At 37.0% G+C, this 15,036-nt stretch carries 29 protein-coding genes; all 29 read left to right on the forward strand.

Going from position 1 to position 15,036, the window contains the following annotated elements:
- The first annotated feature begins 5 nt into the window (after window positions 1-5).
- Window positions 6-473: a 30S ribosomal protein S7 gene (gene rpsG / locus Q3Y49_RS09130; protein ID WP_303272005.1), complete on the forward strand. Its 468-nt coding sequence runs from the start codon at window positions 6-8 to the stop codon at window positions 471-473.
- Window positions 474-485: 12 nt separating this feature from the next.
- Entirely contained in the window at window positions 486-2,603 is a 2,118-nt protein-coding gene (gene fusA, locus Q3Y49_RS09135) for an elongation factor G (RefSeq protein WP_303272006.1), read from the forward strand.
- Window positions 2,604-2,612: 9 nt separating this feature from the next.
- Window positions 2,613-2,918, forward strand: a complete 306-nt coding sequence (gene rpsJ / locus Q3Y49_RS09140) for a 30S ribosomal protein S10 (RefSeq protein WP_013455150.1) — start codon at window positions 2,613-2,615, stop codon at window positions 2,916-2,918.
- 178 nt (window positions 2,919-3,096) lie between these two features.
- On the forward strand, window positions 3,097-3,735 hold the full coding sequence (gene rplC / locus Q3Y49_RS09145) for a 50S ribosomal protein L3 (RefSeq protein ID WP_303272008.1): 639 nt from the start codon (window positions 3,097-3,099) through the stop codon (window positions 3,733-3,735).
- A 2-nt stretch (window positions 3,736-3,737) separates the two neighbouring features.
- Window positions 3,738-4,364: a 50S ribosomal protein L4 gene (rplD, locus tag Q3Y49_RS09150; protein WP_303272009.1), complete on the forward strand. Its 627-nt coding sequence runs from the start codon at window positions 3,738-3,740 to the stop codon at window positions 4,362-4,364.
- A 5-nt stretch (window positions 4,365-4,369) separates the two neighbouring features.
- A complete protein-coding gene (rplW, locus tag Q3Y49_RS09155) occupies window positions 4,370-4,657 on the forward strand; it encodes a 50S ribosomal protein L23 (RefSeq protein ID WP_303272010.1) in 288 nt (95 codons plus the stop codon).
- Window positions 4,658-4,668: 11 nt separating this feature from the next.
- Window positions 4,669-5,490: a 50S ribosomal protein L2 gene (rplB, locus tag Q3Y49_RS09160; RefSeq protein WP_303272011.1), complete on the forward strand. Its 822-nt coding sequence runs from the start codon at window positions 4,669-4,671 to the stop codon at window positions 5,488-5,490.
- Window positions 5,491-5,493: 3 nt separating this feature from the next.
- Complete coding sequence (gene rpsS, locus Q3Y49_RS09165) at window positions 5,494-5,772, forward strand: 30S ribosomal protein S19 (protein WP_303272012.1); 279 nt, start codon at window positions 5,494-5,496, stop codon at window positions 5,770-5,772.
- Window positions 5,772-6,158 carry a 50S ribosomal protein L22 gene (rplV, locus tag Q3Y49_RS09170; RefSeq protein ID WP_303272013.1) on the forward strand — a complete coding sequence of 129 codons (387 nt, stop codon included), beginning with the start codon at window positions 5,772-5,774 and terminating at the stop codon, window positions 6,156-6,158. Before rpsS ends, rplV begins: the two co-directional genes overlap by 1 nt.
- Window positions 6,159-6,160: 2 nt before the next feature.
- The gene (gene rpsC, locus Q3Y49_RS09175; RefSeq protein ID WP_303272014.1) at window positions 6,161-6,892 is read left to right on the forward strand and encodes a 30S ribosomal protein S3; all 732 of its coding nucleotides are present in this window, start codon (window positions 6,161-6,163) and stop codon (window positions 6,890-6,892) included.
- A gap of 30 nt (window positions 6,893-6,922) precedes the next feature.
- Window positions 6,923-7,357: a 50S ribosomal protein L16 gene (rplP, locus tag Q3Y49_RS09180; protein WP_303272016.1), complete on the forward strand. Its 435-nt coding sequence runs from the start codon at window positions 6,923-6,925 to the stop codon at window positions 7,355-7,357.
- Window positions 7,354-7,548 carry a 50S ribosomal protein L29 gene (gene rpmC / locus Q3Y49_RS09185; RefSeq protein WP_013455159.1) on the forward strand — a complete coding sequence of 65 codons (195 nt, stop codon included), beginning with the start codon at window positions 7,354-7,356 and terminating at the stop codon, window positions 7,546-7,548. The genes rplP and rpmC overlap by 4 nt, the downstream gene beginning before the upstream one ends.
- Window positions 7,549-7,556: 8 nt before the next feature.
- Window positions 7,557-7,811, forward strand: a complete 255-nt coding sequence (gene rpsQ, locus Q3Y49_RS09190; RefSeq protein WP_085518301.1) for a 30S ribosomal protein S17 — start codon at window positions 7,557-7,559, stop codon at window positions 7,809-7,811.
- A gap of 2 nt (window positions 7,812-7,813) precedes the next feature.
- Entirely contained in the window at window positions 7,814-8,182 is a 369-nt protein-coding gene (rplN, locus tag Q3Y49_RS09195; RefSeq protein ID WP_303272018.1) for a 50S ribosomal protein L14, read from the forward strand.
- Window positions 8,183-8,186: 4 nt separating this feature from the next.
- Entirely contained in the window at window positions 8,187-8,534 is a 348-nt protein-coding gene (gene rplX / locus Q3Y49_RS09200) for a 50S ribosomal protein L24 (RefSeq protein WP_303272019.1), read from the forward strand.
- Window positions 8,527-9,084 (forward strand): 50S ribosomal protein L5, encoded by a 558-nt coding sequence (gene rplE / locus Q3Y49_RS09205; RefSeq protein ID WP_303272020.1) that lies wholly within the window; start codon window positions 8,527-8,529, stop codon window positions 9,082-9,084. Before rplX ends, rplE begins: the two co-directional genes overlap by 8 nt.
- A gap of 2 nt (window positions 9,085-9,086) precedes the next feature.
- Window positions 9,087-9,356 carry a 30S ribosomal protein S14 gene (rpsN, locus tag Q3Y49_RS09210; RefSeq protein ID WP_303272021.1) on the forward strand — a complete coding sequence of 90 codons (270 nt, stop codon included), beginning with the start codon at window positions 9,087-9,089 and terminating at the stop codon, window positions 9,354-9,356.
- 91 nt (window positions 9,357-9,447) lie between these two features.
- Window positions 9,448-9,846: a 30S ribosomal protein S8 gene (rpsH, locus tag Q3Y49_RS09215; protein WP_303272022.1), complete on the forward strand. Its 399-nt coding sequence runs from the start codon at window positions 9,448-9,450 to the stop codon at window positions 9,844-9,846.
- Between the two features lie 9 nt (window positions 9,847-9,855).
- Window positions 9,856-10,410, forward strand: coding sequence for a 50S ribosomal protein L6 (gene rplF, locus Q3Y49_RS09220; protein ID WP_303272024.1), 555 nt, complete (start codon window positions 9,856-9,858; stop codon window positions 10,408-10,410).
- 8 nt (window positions 10,411-10,418) lie between these two features.
- Complete coding sequence (gene rplR, locus Q3Y49_RS09225; protein ID WP_303272025.1) at window positions 10,419-10,769, forward strand: 50S ribosomal protein L18; 351 nt, start codon at window positions 10,419-10,421, stop codon at window positions 10,767-10,769.
- 4 nt (window positions 10,770-10,773) lie between these two features.
- A complete protein-coding gene (gene rpsE, locus Q3Y49_RS09230; RefSeq protein ID WP_303272026.1) occupies window positions 10,774-11,292 on the forward strand; it encodes a 30S ribosomal protein S5 in 519 nt (172 codons plus the stop codon).
- Window positions 11,293-11,297: 5 nt separating this feature from the next.
- On the forward strand, window positions 11,298-11,480 hold the full coding sequence (gene rpmD, locus Q3Y49_RS09235; RefSeq protein ID WP_303272027.1) for a 50S ribosomal protein L30: 183 nt from the start codon (window positions 11,298-11,300) through the stop codon (window positions 11,478-11,480).
- Between the two features lies 1 nt (window position 11,481).
- A complete protein-coding gene (gene rplO, locus Q3Y49_RS09240) occupies window positions 11,482-11,928 on the forward strand; it encodes a 50S ribosomal protein L15 (RefSeq protein ID WP_303272028.1) in 447 nt (148 codons plus the stop codon).
- 1 nt (window position 11,929) lies between these two features.
- The gene (gene secY, locus Q3Y49_RS09245) at window positions 11,930-13,249 is read left to right on the forward strand and encodes a preprotein translocase subunit SecY (protein ID WP_303272029.1); all 1,320 of its coding nucleotides are present in this window, start codon (window positions 11,930-11,932) and stop codon (window positions 13,247-13,249) included.
- A gap of 10 nt (window positions 13,250-13,259) precedes the next feature.
- Window positions 13,260-13,478, forward strand: a complete 219-nt coding sequence (gene infA, locus Q3Y49_RS09250; RefSeq protein ID WP_013455172.1) for a translation initiation factor IF-1 — start codon at window positions 13,260-13,262, stop codon at window positions 13,476-13,478.
- A gap of 7 nt (window positions 13,479-13,485) precedes the next feature.
- Window positions 13,486-13,602, forward strand: coding sequence for a type B 50S ribosomal protein L36 (ykgO, locus tag Q3Y49_RS09255; RefSeq protein WP_013455173.1), 117 nt, complete (start codon window positions 13,486-13,488; stop codon window positions 13,600-13,602).
- Window positions 13,603-13,604: 2 nt separating this feature from the next.
- Entirely contained in the window at window positions 13,605-13,982 is a 378-nt protein-coding gene (gene rpsM, locus Q3Y49_RS09260) for a 30S ribosomal protein S13 (RefSeq protein WP_303272030.1), read from the forward strand.
- A gap of 10 nt (window positions 13,983-13,992) precedes the next feature.
- Window positions 13,993-14,385: a 30S ribosomal protein S11 gene (rpsK, locus tag Q3Y49_RS09265; RefSeq protein WP_303272031.1), complete on the forward strand. Its 393-nt coding sequence runs from the start codon at window positions 13,993-13,995 to the stop codon at window positions 14,383-14,385.
- A gap of 25 nt (window positions 14,386-14,410) precedes the next feature.
- Entirely contained in the window at window positions 14,411-15,016 is a 606-nt protein-coding gene (gene rpsD / locus Q3Y49_RS09270; protein ID WP_303272032.1) for a 30S ribosomal protein S4, read from the forward strand.
- The last annotated feature ends 20 nt before the right edge of the window (window positions 15,017-15,036 follow it).

Consider the following 15,036-nt stretch of genomic DNA (forward strand, 5'->3'; position numbering starts at 1 on the left):
ATAAGATGAGGAAAGCAAAACCAAAAAAACGATATATTCTTCCAGATCCTAAGTTTGGGGATACTTTGGTAACAAAGTTTGTGAACTACCTTATGGTGGATGGAAAGAAAAGTATTGCTTACAGCATTTTCTATGATGCATTAAGTATGGTAGAAGAAAAAACAAAAGAGAACGGATTGGAAGTTTGGAAAAAAGCTTTATCCAATATTTCTCCTGCTGTTGAAGTGAAAAGTAGAAGGGTTGGTGGAGCAACATTTCAAGTGCCTCTTGAGGTTCGTCCTGAAAGAAAGATTTCATTGGGAATCAAATGGATGATCACTTTCGCACGAAAAAGAGGTGAAAAAACCATGACCGAACGTTTAGCCGGTGAAGTCATCGCTGCTTCCAAAGGTGAAGGAGCTGCTATCAAAAAGAAGGATGATACGCACAGAATGGCTGAAGCAAATAAAGCATTTTCTCATTTTAGATTTTAAAAGCTAATTATAATGGCAAGAGATCTCAGACTAACACGTAATATAGGTATCGCAGCTCATATCGATGCCGGAAAAACTACTACTACAGAAAGGATTTTATACTATACTGGTGTAAGTCACAAATTAGGAGAGGTTCATGATGGTGCGGCCACTATGGACTGGATGGAACAGGAGCAAGAAAGAGGGATTACAATTACTTCTGCCGCGACAACTGTTTTCTGGCCTTACAAAGACGAAGAGTATCATATTAATATTATTGATACTCCAGGTCACGTTGATTTTACTGTAGAAGTAAACAGATCATTAAGAGTTTTGGATGGTTTAGTTTTCTTGTTTAGTGCGGTTGATGGTGTTGAACCTCAATCTGAAACTAACTGGAGACTGGCTGACAATTATAATGTTTCTAGGCTTGGTTTTGTTAATAAAATGGACCGAGACGGAGCAGACTTCTTAAACGTGTGTAAGCAAGTTAAGGAAATGTTAGGTACTAAGTCAGTTCCTTTACAATTACCTATCGGTGCAGAGGGTAATTTTAAAGGTGTTGTTGATTTAGTTGAAATGAAAGCCTTTGTTTGGAATGATGAAGATCAAGGGATGACATGGGAAGAGATAGAAATACCTGCAGATATGCAAGATGAGGTGAGCGAATATCGCGAGCACTTATTAGAATCTGTTGCAGAGTATGATGAGTCTTTAATGGAGAAATACTTTGAAGATCCTGAATCTATTACTAGAGATGAAGTAATCGCTGCTTTAAGAGCTGCTACTTTAGATTTAGCTTTTGTTCCGATGTTATGCGGTTCAGCATTCAAAAATAAAGGAGTTCAAACTTTATTGAACTATGTAATGGAATTATTACCTTCTCCATTAGATAGAGATAATATTGTTGGGACAAATCCTGATACAGATGAGAAAACAAGTAGAAAACCGACTTCTGAAGATCCTTTCGCAGCTCTAGCATTTAAGATTGCTACGGATCCATTTGTTGGACGCTTATGCTTTGTTAGGTCTTATTCTGGAACATTAGATTCTGGTTCTTATGTGTTTAACACAAGAACTAATAAGAAAGAAAGAATTTCAAGAATCTTCCAAATGCACGCAAACAAACAAAACCAAATTGATACGCTTCATGCTGGTGATATTGCTGCAGTTGTAGGGTTTAAAGATATTAAGACAGGTGATACGCTTTGTAACGAGAAACATAAAATTGTTCTTGAATCAATGACATTCCCTGAGCCAGTTATCGGTTATGCTATCGAACCTAAGACTCAAGCCGATGTGGATAAAATGGGTATGGCGATTGCAAAATTGGTAGAGGAAGATCCAACTTTATTGGTAAATACAGATGAAGAAACTGGTCAGACAATCCTAAGAGGAATGGGAGAGTTGCACTTGGATATCATCATGGATCGTTTGAAAAGAGAATTTAAAGTTGATATTAATCAAGGTGCTCCTCAGGTTGCTTACAAAGAAGCTATATCGAGCTTAGTAGATCACAAAGAGGTTTATAAGAAGCAATCAGGTGGTAAAGGTAAGTTTGCTGATATCGTATTTAAATTGTCTCCTGCTGAACCAGATGAAAAAGGTGAAATTCAACCTGGTTTGCAATTCGATAATAAAATCACTGGCGGTGTAATTCCTAAGGAATTTATTCCGGCAATTCAAAAAGGATTTACTGAGGCAATGTCAAATGGTCCTTTAGCTGGATATCCTATTGAGGCAATGAAAGTTGAATTATATCATGGTAGTTTCCATGATGTCGATTCAGATGCTTTATCTTTTGAGTTGGCAGCAAGAATTGGTTTTAAAGAAGCAGCTAAGAAGGCAGGACCTCAATTGTTAGAGCCTGTGATGAAGGTGGAAGTTCTTACTCCAGAAGAATACACTGGCCCTGTTACAGGCGATTTAAATAAAAGAAGAGGTTTGATGAAAGGGATGGATCCTAAAGGTGCTGCTCAGGTAATTAGAGCTGACGTTCCATTGTCTGAATTATTTGGATATGTTACTGACTTAAGAACCATTAGTTCTGGTAGAGCGACTGCATCCTTAACTTTTTCACACTATGACCCAGTTCCTCGAAATATTGCGGATGAAGTTATTGCAAAATCAAAAGGGGAGACTGTTAAATAATTAGGAATCATGAATCAAAAAATTAGAATAAAGTTAAAATCATACGATCACAATTTAGTAGACAAGTCTTCTGAGAAAATTGTGAGAGCTGTAAAGACAACAGGTGCAGTAGTGAGTGGTCCTATTCCTTTGCCTACTGAAAAAGAGATTTTTACAGTATTGCGTTCACCGCATGTGAATAAAAAATCACGTGAACAATATCAATTGTGTACTTTCAAAAGATTGGTTGATATTTATTCAAATAGTGCGAAAACCGTTGATGCTTTAATGAAACTTGAGCTTCCTAGTGGAGTTGATGTAGAGATTAAGGTGTAATTGTACAATATTAAAAATGAGAAAACCAATGGTCTGTGAATCATTGGTTTTTCTTTTTTAGAATTTAGTATTTTTTAGTGTTGTAAGTTTTGTAGCTTATAATATTTTACTAACTTTGCAGTCCTTTCGGGAAAAGCTACGGTAAAACCCGTTTAAAGGTTGTTAATCAAACTTAATAATGTCTGGAATAATAGGAAAAAAAATCGGAATGACTAGTATCTACGGTGTCGATGGACGAAATGTCGCATGCACGGTGATAGAGGCTGGTCCTTGTGTGGTTACACAAGTAAAAAAAGAGGAGACCGATGGTTATTCTGCTATTCAATTGGGCTATGACGAGCGCAAGGAGAAGAATACACCAAAAGCATTGCAGGGGCATTTTAAAAATGCTCAAACAACGCCTAAGAAGAAACTAGCTGAGTTTCGTGAATACGAAGGTTACGACACTTTCGTGGATAACTATAGTTTAGGTCAGACAGTGACCATCAGCGATGTTTTTGAAGAAGGTGATTTTGTTGATGTTGCAGGTTCTTCCAAAGGTAAAGGATTCCAAGGTGTTGTAAAACGTCATGGTTTCGGTGGGGTTGGTCAAGCGACTCACGGTCAACATAATAGACAAAGAGCACCGGGTTCGATCGGTGGTGCTTCTTATCCGGCAAGAGTATTTCCGGGTATGCGTATGGCTGGTAGAACAGGTGGGGAGAGAGTTAAGAACACCAACTTAAAGGTGTTGAAGATTATCCCTGAGAAGAACTTACTATTAGTAAGTGGGTCAATACCAGGTGCTAAAAATTCATTTGTAATAATAGAGAAATAAAGATGGAGCTTTCAATTTTAAAACATACAGGCGAAGACACCGGAAGAAAAGTTTCTTTATCGGATGCCATCTTTGATATAGAGCCAAATGATCACGCTATTTATTTAGATGTGAAACAGAAAATGGCTAATGCGAGACAAGGAACGCATAAATCTAAAGAGAGAGCGGAAATTTCTGGGTCAACTAGGAAAATCAAAAAGCAAAAAGGTACTGGTACTGCACGTGCTGGTAGTATTAAGTCACCGATCTTTAAAGGTGGTGGTAGAGTATTCGGACCAAGACCAAAAGACTACAGCTTCAAATTAAATAAAAAGTTAAAAGCAGTTGCTAGAAAATCGGCTTTAACTTATAAAGCAAAGGATCAGATGATTTCTGTATTAGAGGGATTCACTTTTAATGAAGTGAAAACTAAGAACTATACGGAAATGCTGAACAAATTGTCTTTGGATAATAAAAAGACACTTTTGGTTCTTCCGGAGGTAGATAAAAACATTGTTTTGTCTGGAAGAAATATTAGGAATACGCAAGTAACTACAGTTGATTCATTAAATACGTATGATGTACTTCATGCTGATCAGTTGCTTTTCGTTGAAGGTTCTTTAGAGAAAATTGAAAACTTATTTAAGTAAAAGATATGAGCGTTTTAGTTAAACCATTAGTAACGGAAAAAGTCTCAGCCCTCAACGAAAAAGGTAAATATGGATTTGTTGTAGATATCAATGCAAACAAAATCCAAATTAAAGCTGAGGTTGAAAAAACTTACGGTGTAAATGTAGAGAGTATAAATACCATGAAATATTTGGGAAAGCAGAAATCTCGTTACACTAAGTCTAGGATTCTTACTGGAAGAAAGCCTAGTTTCAAAAAAGCAATTGTAACTGTAGCAGAAGGAGAGGTAATCGATTTCTACAGCGAAATTTAATGATCTGAAAAATGGCAGTTAAAAAATTAAGACCAGTTACAGCTGGACAAAGATATAGGTTAGCACCGGTTTATACCGAGCTTAGCAAGGTGGCTCCCGAAAAGTCATTGTTGGCTCCAAGTAAAAAATCAGGTGGAAGAAACAATTCAGGACGGATGACTATGCGCTACTTAGGTGGTGGGCATAAGCAGAGTTTGAGGATTGTTGACTTTAAAAGGAATAAGTTTAACATTCCTGCTAAAGTAGCTACTTTAGAGTATGATCCAGGAAGAACAGCTTTTATTGCATTGTTGCATTATGCTGATGGAGAGAAAAGATACATCTTGGCTCCCAATGGGTTGAAAGTAGGAGATAGCATTGTTTCAGGTAAAGGCATAGCACCAGAAGTGGGAAATGCATTACCATTATCGGATATACCTTTGGGTACCATTATCCATAATATTGAAATTAAGCCTGGTGCAGGTGGTGCTATGTCAAGAAGTGCAGGTTCTTATGCTCAATTGTTGGCCAGAGATGGTAAATATGCGACTTTGAAATTGCCTTCTGGTGAGATGAGATTGGTTTTAGCTACATGCATGGCCACAGTGGGAACTGTGTCAAATGCGGATCACATGATTGTGAAATTAGGTAAGGCTGGTCGTAAACGGTGGTTGGGAAGAAGACCTAGAACAAGAGCAGTTGTTATGAACCCAGTTGATCACCCGATGGGTGGTGGTGAAGGTAGAGCCTCAGGCGGTCACCCACGATCAAGAAAAGGTTTATTGGCTAAAGGTTTAAAAACCAGAACGCCTAAGAAATATTCCAATAAATTAATTATCGGTAAAAAGAAATAATAGATGGCTAGATCATTAAAAAAAGGACCTTATATCGACTTTCGTCTTGAGAAGAAAGTTGATAACATGAATGACTCCGGTAAGAAATCGGTTATCAAAACTTGGTCAAGAAGATCTATGATTTCTCCTGATTTTGTTGGTCATACTTTTGCAGTACATAACGGGAATAAGTTTATTCCAGTATATGTAACTGAAAACATGGTAGGACATAAACTAGGTGAATTTTCACCGACCAGAAATTTCAGGGGTCATATAAACAAAAAAGATAAAGGTAAGAGATAATGGAAGCAATAGCTAAATTAAATAACGTACCTACTTCTCCTAGAAAAATGAGGATGGTAGTGGATCTTATCAGAGGAGAAAAAGTGAATCGTGCTTTGAACATTTTAAAGTTTGAATCTAAGCATGGTGCTGCTAGAATTGAGAAATTATTGCTTTCTGCAATTGCCAACTGGCAACAAGCAAATCCTGAACTTGATCTTGAAGATGCGGATTTATTTGTAAAGTCTGTTCAAGTTGATGGTGGTAGGGTTTTGAAAAGATTAAGACCTGCCCCTCAAGGTAGAGCTCATAGAATTAGAAAAAGATCAAACCATGTAACTTTGATTGTTGACAGTGCTGCGGACAAAGCGGTATTGGCTGAATCTGATAACGCTGAAAATAAATAACAATGGGACAGAAAGTTAATCCAATAGGTTTTCGTTTAGGAATTGTTCGTGGTTGGGAATCCAACTGGTACGGAGGAAAAGGCTTGTCTTTTTCTGACAAACTAATCGAAGATCAAAAGATAAGAGAATATATATTAGCTCGTATTCCTAAAGGAGGAATCTCTAAGATTGTTATCGAAAGAACTTTAAAAAGAATCACTTTAACAGTTCATACTGCTAGGCCAGGTGTTGTAATCGGAAAAGGTGGTAGTGAAGTAGATAAGCTAAAAGAAGAGCTTAAAAAATTAACTGGCAAAGATGTTCAGATAAATATTTTTGAGATCAAGCGTCCGGAGTTAGATGCTAAATTAATTGGTGAATCTATTGGTCAGCAGTTAAAAGCAAGAATTTCCTACAGGAGAGCAATGAAGCAAGCAATTGCTTCAGCAATGAGGGTAGGTGCTCAAGGGATAAAAGTTAAAGTTTCAGGTCGTTTAGGCGGTGCTGAAATGGCACGTACCGAAATGTACAAAGAAGGAAGAATTCCTTTGCATACTTTAAGGGCGGATATCGACTATGAAACAACTCATGCGCACACAATATATGGAACTATTGGTGTAAAAGTATGGGTTTTCAAAGGAGAGGTTTTCGGCAAGAGAGACTTGTCGCTGAATGTTGGGGCAGGTACTCCTGGAAAAGGTGGTGGCCCGGCTAATAATAGAAGAAGTGAACGTCCTAAAAGAAAGCGTAAGTAATCGCTTTCTTGGTTAAAAAATATTTGAGAAATGTTACAGCCAAAGAGAACAAAATTTAGGAAAAAGCAAAAGGGAAGAGTAAAAGGTATTGCTCAAAGAGGGCATAGAATTGCTTTCGGTAGTTTTGCTTTGAAGTCACTGGAGCCGGGTTGGATTACCAGTAGACAAATAGAGGCCGCAAGGATTGCCATGACTAGGGCGATGAAGAGGCAAGGTCAGGTTTGGATTAGGATTTTCCCAGACAAACCTATAACGAAGAAACCTGCAGAGGTTCGTATGGGTAAAGGTAAAGGGGCGCCAGAATATTGGGTAGCTACCGTTAAACCTGGAACCATTATGTTTGAAGCTGGTGGTGTACCGATGGATTTAGCTAAAGAAGCTTTAAGATTGGCAGCACAAAAATTGCCGGTTAAAACCAAATTTTCAGTAAGAAGGGACTATGCAGAAAACCCTATTGTAATATGAAAAACGCTGATATAAAGAAATTATCCATTGACGAGCTCAATGAGAATATTAAAGTTGAAGGACAAAAGCTTCATAAGTTGAAGTTTGCACATGCGATCTCTCCTATAGAGAATCCTATGCAGATAAGAGATACTCGTAAGAATATTGCTCGTTTGCAGACTGAACTAAGAAGTAAAGTACTTGCTAAATAATTGCTAAGATGGAAAGAAACCTTAGAAAGGAAAGAGTAGGGTTAGTTGTAAGTAACAAAATGGATAAGTCCATTACCGTTTCTGTAGAAAGAAAGGTTAAACACCCTATGTATGGTAAATTCGTAAAGAAAAACACCAAATTCATGGCTCATGATGAGGCTAATGATTGTACGATTGGCGATACTGTCAAAATACAAGAAACGCGGCCGTTGAGCAAGAATAAAAAATGGAGATTAGTAGAAATCGTAGAAAGAGCTAAATAACCATGATACAACAAGAATCAAGATTAAGTGTAGCGGATAATAGTGGTGCCAAAGAGGTATTGTGTATCCGTGTATTGGGTGGTACCAAAAGAAGGTATGCCTCCATTGGTGATAAAGTGATTGTAACTGTAAAGTCTGCTCTTTCTTCAAGTAATTTGAAAAAAGGTACTGTTTCTAGAGCCGTGATTGTACGGACTAAGAAAGAGGTGAGAAGAAAAGATGGTTCATATATTCGCTTCGAAGATAATGCTGCTGTATTATTGAATCCTAATGATGAGCCAAGAGGTACTCGTATCTTTGGCCCTGTTGCAAGAGAGTTGCGTGAAAAGCAATTCATGAAAATTGTTTCTTTAGCACCTGAAGTATTATAATATTATGGAGAGGAGAAAAAATAAACAAAGGAAATTTCACATACGCAAAGGCGACACTGTAAAAGTCATAGCCGGTAACGCAAAAGGTAAAACTGGAAAAGTGTTAGAAATGCTAGGTGAAAAAGATAGAGCTATCGTTGAAGGTGCAAATATTGTTACTAAACATAACAAACCTTCTGCTAATAGTCCTCAAGGTGGTATTGATAAGATTGAAGCGCCTATCCACATCAGTAATTTGATGTTGGTTGATCCAGCTACAGCTGATGCTACTAGAAGCGGACGTAAGCTAGACGAAAACGGTAAATTACAAAGATATTCAAAAAAAACGGGGGAGGTAATCAAAAATGGCTAATCCAAGATTAAAAGAATTATATCTGGGTGAAATAATTCCCGCTTTGAAAGAGAAGTTTCAATATAGCTCTGCTATGGAAGTTCCTAAACTTACTAAAATAGTAATCAATAAAGGAATCGGAGCAGCAACTGCAGATAAGAAGCTAGTAGATACTGGTGTCGAAGAATTGACTATGATAACTGGTCAAAAAGCAGTACCGACATATGCTAAAAATTCAATCTCTAACTTTAAGTTAAGAGAAGGGATGCCGATCGGAGCTAAAGTAACGCTTAGAGGCGAAAAAATGTACGAGTTTTTGGATAGATTATTGTCTGTATCATTGCCTCGTGTACGTGATTTCCAGGGTGTAAAAGACAAAGGTTTTGACGGAAGAGGAAATTATACTCTTGGTGTTAAAGAACAGATTATTTTTCCAGAAATTAGTATTGACAAAGTTTCTACTATTTCAGGTATGGATATAACATTTGTAACCACTGCCAATACGGATGAAGAAAGCTATGAATTGTTGAAAGCTTTCGGAACTCCATTTGCAAGTAAAAACAATCAATAATTATGGCTAGAAAAGCAGTAATTGCCAGAGAAAAGAAGAGAGAAAGACTTGTCGCTAAATTTGCAGCCAAAAGAGCTGAGCTAAAAGCTAATGGCGACTATGAGGCTTTAGATAAATTGCCAAAAAATGCATCTCCAGTAAGATTGCACAACAGATGTAAACTTACAGGTCGTCCAAAAGGGTATATGCGTAAATTTGGGATATCAAGGGTAACGTTCCGTGAAATGGCTTCACAAGGGAAGATACCAGGTGTGACCAAAGCAAGTTGGTGATTTTTAAAATTTTATTTTTATAAACAAATTAATTTCTTAACTTTGCACGCCTGTTTCGGCAGAGCAAGTAGAAATTATAATTAATTAAGAGATGGTAACTGATCCAATAGCTGATTTTCTTACAAGGGTTCGTAATGCTATAAAAGCAAATCACCGAATCGTAGAAGTACCGGCATCAAACTTGAAAAAGAGTATGACCAAGGTGCTTCATGAAAAAGGTTATATCCTGAATTATAAATTTGAGGAGAATAACGGGCAAGGTAATATTAAAATTGCTTTGAAATATGATCCTGAAACAAAAACTCCAGCTATAACCAATTTGGAGAGAGTTTCAAAACCAGGGTTGAGAAAGTACTCTGATTCTGAAAATCTACCAAGGGTGTTAAATGGTTTAGGTGTTGCGATTATGTCGACATCGAAAGGAGTTATTACTGACAAAGAGGCAAGATCGCTGAAAGTTGGTGGTGAAGTATTGTGCTACGTATATTAAAGAATAGAAATGTCACGAATAGGTAAAAGTCTTATAAATCTACCTCAAGATGTAACACTTGAAATTGCTAAAGATAATTTAGTGACGGTAAAGGGTTCAAAGGGTACTCTAACACAGCAAGTAGATCCTGCTATTTCTGTTAAAAATACTGACGGAGTAATAGCACTTGAACGAGCTACGGAGTCAAAAAGACATAAAGCAATGCACGGTTTGTACAGAGCTTTGTTGAATAATATGGTTACTGGTGTTTCAGAAGGCTTTAAAAAGCAATTGGAACTTGTAGGTGTTGGTTACAAAGCGACCGTACAGGGTAATGTATTAGAGTTGAACGTAGGGTATTCTCACAGCATATTATTAGGGTTGCCTGATGAAGTTAAAGCTACTGCTGAAACTGTAAAAGGTCAAAATCCTGTGGTAACTTTAGAGAGTTATGACAAACAATTAATTGGACAAGTAGCCGCTAAAATTAAGTCCCTACGTACTGTAGAACCTTACAAAGGTAAAGGAATTAGGTTTGTTGGTGAACAAGTTAGACGTAAAGCAGGTAAAACTGCCGCTAAATAATATTTAAAATGGCTATTAGTAAACAAAATAGACGAGCTCGAATCAAATTAGGTATTCGTAGAAAGATATCTGGAACTACTGGAACACCTCGTTTGTCGGTATTTAAAAGTAACCGTGCCATTTATGCACAAGTAATCGATGATTTGAAAGGTCATACTTTAGTTGCTGCAAATTCACTTGAACTTGGTGCTAAAAGTAATGCTGATATCGATACGGCTTCAAAAGTAGGTGAAACACTTGCCCAAAGAGCAAAAGATGCAGGCATCGAATCAATTGTATTTGATAGAGGTGGTTACAGATTTCATGGTAGAGTAAAAGCATTGGCTGACGGTGCTCGTAAAGGTGGCTTAAAATTCTAAAAATATGTCTCAGAGTAATATAAAATCTGTAAGAGCAAGCGAAATCGAACTGAAGGAGAAAGTAGTAGCCATTAAAAGGGTTGCTAAAGTGGTAAAAGGAGGTAGAAGATTTAGCTTCTCTGCAATCGTAGTTGTAGGAGATGGTAATGGTGTTGTTGGTTATGGCTTAGGTAAAGCTAATGAAGTGACCGATGCTATTACTAAAGGAATTGATGATGCTAAGAAGAATTTGGTGAAAGTTCCAATCTTAAAAGGTACTGTTCCTCATGAGCAAATTGGCAAATACAGTGGTGGATTTGTGTTGGTTAAACCAGCCTCTCCAGGTACTGGAGTAATTGCTGGAGGTGCAATGCGTGCTGTATTTGAAAGTGCTGGTGTTCATAACGTATTAGCTAAGTCTAAAGGCTCTTCGAATCCGCATAACGTAGTGAAAGCTACTTTCGATGCACTACTTAAATTGAGAGATCCATTTACGGTAGCTAAAGATAGAGGAATTGCACTTTCTAACGTATTTAACGGGTAATTACAATGGCGAAGAAAATTAAGGTAACACAAACCAGAAGTGTAATAGGTAGACCTAAAAATCAAAAGCTGACGATAGAGGCTTTGGGTTTAGGAAGAATTAATAAAACTGTGACTAAAGATTCAACACCTCAGATTGAAGGTATGTTGAAGAAGGTAGCTCACTTAGTTAATGTAACTGAAGGATAAGATGAAATTACATACATTAAAACCAGCAGAAGGTTCTATTAAAAATAGAAAGCGTATTGGTAGAGGTCAGGGTTCTGGTGCTGCCGGTACTGCAGGTAGAGGTCATAAGGGTGCGAAATCTAGAAGTGGATACTCTTCAAAACAAGGTTTTGAAGGTGGTCAGATGCCATTGCAAAGAAGAGTTCCTAAATTTGGTTTCAATAACTTCAATAGAGTAAGCTATAAGGCGATAAACTTAAGTGATCTTCAGATCTTACAAGAGAAATATAGTGTTGATACTATTGATTTAGATTTGTTGAAGAGCAAAGGACTTGTTGCTAAAAATGACTTGGTTAAAATTTTAGGAAACGGAACCTTAAAAGCTAAATTGAATGTTACTGCTAATGCGTTTTCAAAGACTGCGTTAGAGGCAATCGAGAAAGCTGGAGGAACTGCATCAAAAATATAATATGAATCGTTTTTTTTCTACCATAAAGAATATTTTCTCCATTGAGGAGCTTAGAGATAGGATTTTAAATACCATTGGGTTTTTAATCATTTTTCGTTTAGGCTCCTTTGTGGTATTGCCGGGAGTGGATCCTTCCAAATTATCAGGTGACGCACAAGGTATATTCGGCCTTTTAGATACAATCTTAGGTGGCGCATTCTCGAATGCATCCATTTTTGCATTAGGTATCATGCCATATATTTCGGCAAGTATAGTGATACAGTTATTAACAGTAGCTGTTCCATACTTTCAGAAAATGCAGAAGGAAGGGGAATCTGGTAGAAAGAAGATTACTCAGATCACTAGGGTATTGACCATTGCTATCACTTTTGTACAAGGTGTTAGTTATGTTGCTGGAACTATTCCAACTGAAGCGATTATGATGAGTCAAACTTTCTTCACTTTTACTTCTGTTATTGTTCTAACATCAGGTACAATATTTTGTATGTGGTTGGGTGAAAAGATTACAGATAAGGGGATTGGGAATGGTATTTCAATGTTAATTATGATCGGAATCATATCGAGATTCCCTGGGTCAATAGTTGCTGAAGCTATTTCGTTAGGAATGAGTGGTCTGTTATTCTTTATTCTTGAAATCGTAGCATTGTTCTTTGTCGTGATGGTAACAGTTATGCTAGTCCAAGCTACAAGAAGAATACCTGTTCAATATGCAAAACAGGTAGTAGGTGGAAGAGTGTATGGCGGTCAACGTCAATATATTCCACTAAAAGTTAATGCTTCTGGAGTAATGCCAATTATCTTTGCACAATCATTAATGTTTTTGCCTGCTTTGTTAGCAAACCTTTGGGCAGATGATAGCGACACAGCCGCATATATAGGAACCGTGTTTTCTGATTTCCAAAGCTGGCAATACAATCTTACATTTGCACTTTTAATTATTGTTTTTACATTTTTGTATACAGCGATAACTATTAATCCGAGTCAAATTGCGGATGATATGAAAAGAAATGGTGGTTTTGTTCCAGGCATTAAGCCAGGAAAAGAGACATCTGACTTTATAGATAATATTTTAACGAAGATTACTTTACCAGGCTCAATATATTTGGCACTTATTGCAATTTTACCTGCGTTTGTTGCAAGAGCTGGGGTTGGTACTCAGTTTTCTCAATTCTTTGGTGGAACATCGTTGATTATTATGGTCGGGGTTATTTTAGATACCCTGCAGCAGATTGAGAGTTACTTACTGATGCGTCATTATGAAGGTATGATGAAATCAGGTAAGGTAAAAGGAAGTTCATCACAAAGAACAGCAGTAGCTTAATTCAAGAATTATGGCAAAACAAAGTTCAATAGAGCAAGATGGAACAATAACAGAAGCGTTATCAAACGCTATGTTTAGAGTAGAATTAAGTAATGGTCATGAGGTTATAGCTCATATTTCCGGTAAGATGAGAATGAATTATATTAAGATTCTTCCCGGAGATAAGGTTAAATTGGAGATGTCTCCTTATGATCTTACAAAAGGTAGAATAGTATACAGATACAAATAAAAAGATTATGAAAGTTAAAGCTTCAATCAAAAAGAGAAGTGTTGATTGTAAAGTTGTCCGTAGAAACGGTAAGCTTTATGTGATCAACAAAAAGAATCCACGTTTCAAACAAAGACAAGGGTAATTATGGCAAGAGTTTCCGGAGTAGATATTCCTGATAATAAAAGGGGAGTTATATCATTGACCTATATTTTTGGTCTTGGTAAGAGTTCAGCGGCTAAGATATTAGAAATGGCTGGCGTAGATGCTGATAAAAAAGTAAGTGAATGGACTGATGATGAGGCTAACAGTGTTAGGACTGCCATTAGTGAGAACTTCAAAACTGAAGGTGTCTTAAAGTCTGAGGTGCAAATGAGCATCAAAAGATTGTTGGACATAGGATGTTATAGAGGTTTACGTCACAGAAAAGGCCTTCCGTTAAGAGGACAGAGAACAAAGAATAACTCTCGTACCCGTAAAGGAAAGAGGAAGACTATTGCAAATAAAAAGAAAGCTACTAAGTAATCATTAGATCATGGCTCAAAAGAGAAAAGATAAAGCTAAAAAAAGAGTTGTTAATGTTGAGGCTATTGGACAAGCACATATCAGGGCTTCATTCAATAACATCATTATTTCATTGACAAACTCTACAGGTCAAGTTATTTCCTGGGCGTCTGCCGGAAAAATGGGGTTCAAAGGTTCTAAAAAGAACACTCCGTATGCTGGCCAAGTTGCAGCTCAAAATGCTGCACAAACTGCCTATGATTTAGGCCTTAGAAAAGTAGAGGTTTACGTTAAAGGACCTGGAGCAGGTAGAGATTCTGCTATTAGGACTATACAAAATACAGGTATTGAAGTAACGATGATCAAGGATGTTACTCCATTACCTCATAATGGATGTCGTCCACCTAAAAGACGTAGGGTTTAATTCATCGCTTAAGTAATTAAAGAAAATGGCAAGATATAAAGGACCAAAATCCAAAATTGCAAGAAGGTTTAACGAACCTATTTTTGGTGCAAGTAAAGCATTATCCAAGAAAGCTTATCCTCCAGGCCAACATGGCAGAGGAAGACGTAGAAAACAGTCGGAATATGCTGTTCAGCTTATGGAGAAGCAAAAAGCTAAATATACATACGGTGTATTAGAAAGACAATTTGCTAATTTATTCGACAAGGCTTCAAGAAAGAAAGGTATTACTGGAGAGGTTTTGCTTCAGTTATTGGAGAGCAGATTGGATAACGTTGTGTTTAGGTTAGGAATTGCTCCTACTAGAAGAGCAGCAAGACAGTTGGTAGGTCATAAACATGTTTTGGTTAATGGTGAGATTTTAAATATTCCATCATACCAAGTGAAAGAAGGAGATGTGATTGGCGTTAGAGAGAAATCAAAGTCTCTTGAAGCAGTTACTGACAGTCTTTCATCAAATACAGTATCAAAATATTCTTGGTTAGAATTTGATAAGTCTTCCATGTCTGGGAAATTTGTTAATACGCCACAGAGAGAAGATATTCCGGAGAATATTAATGAGCAACTGATTGTCGAGTTGTACTCAAAATAATAAGTTAATTTAAAGAAATT

Source organism: Marivirga harenae (genome assembly GCF_030534335.1).
Taxonomy (GTDB): Bacteria; Bacteroidota; Bacteroidia; order Cytophagales; family Cyclobacteriaceae; genus Marivirga; species Marivirga harenae.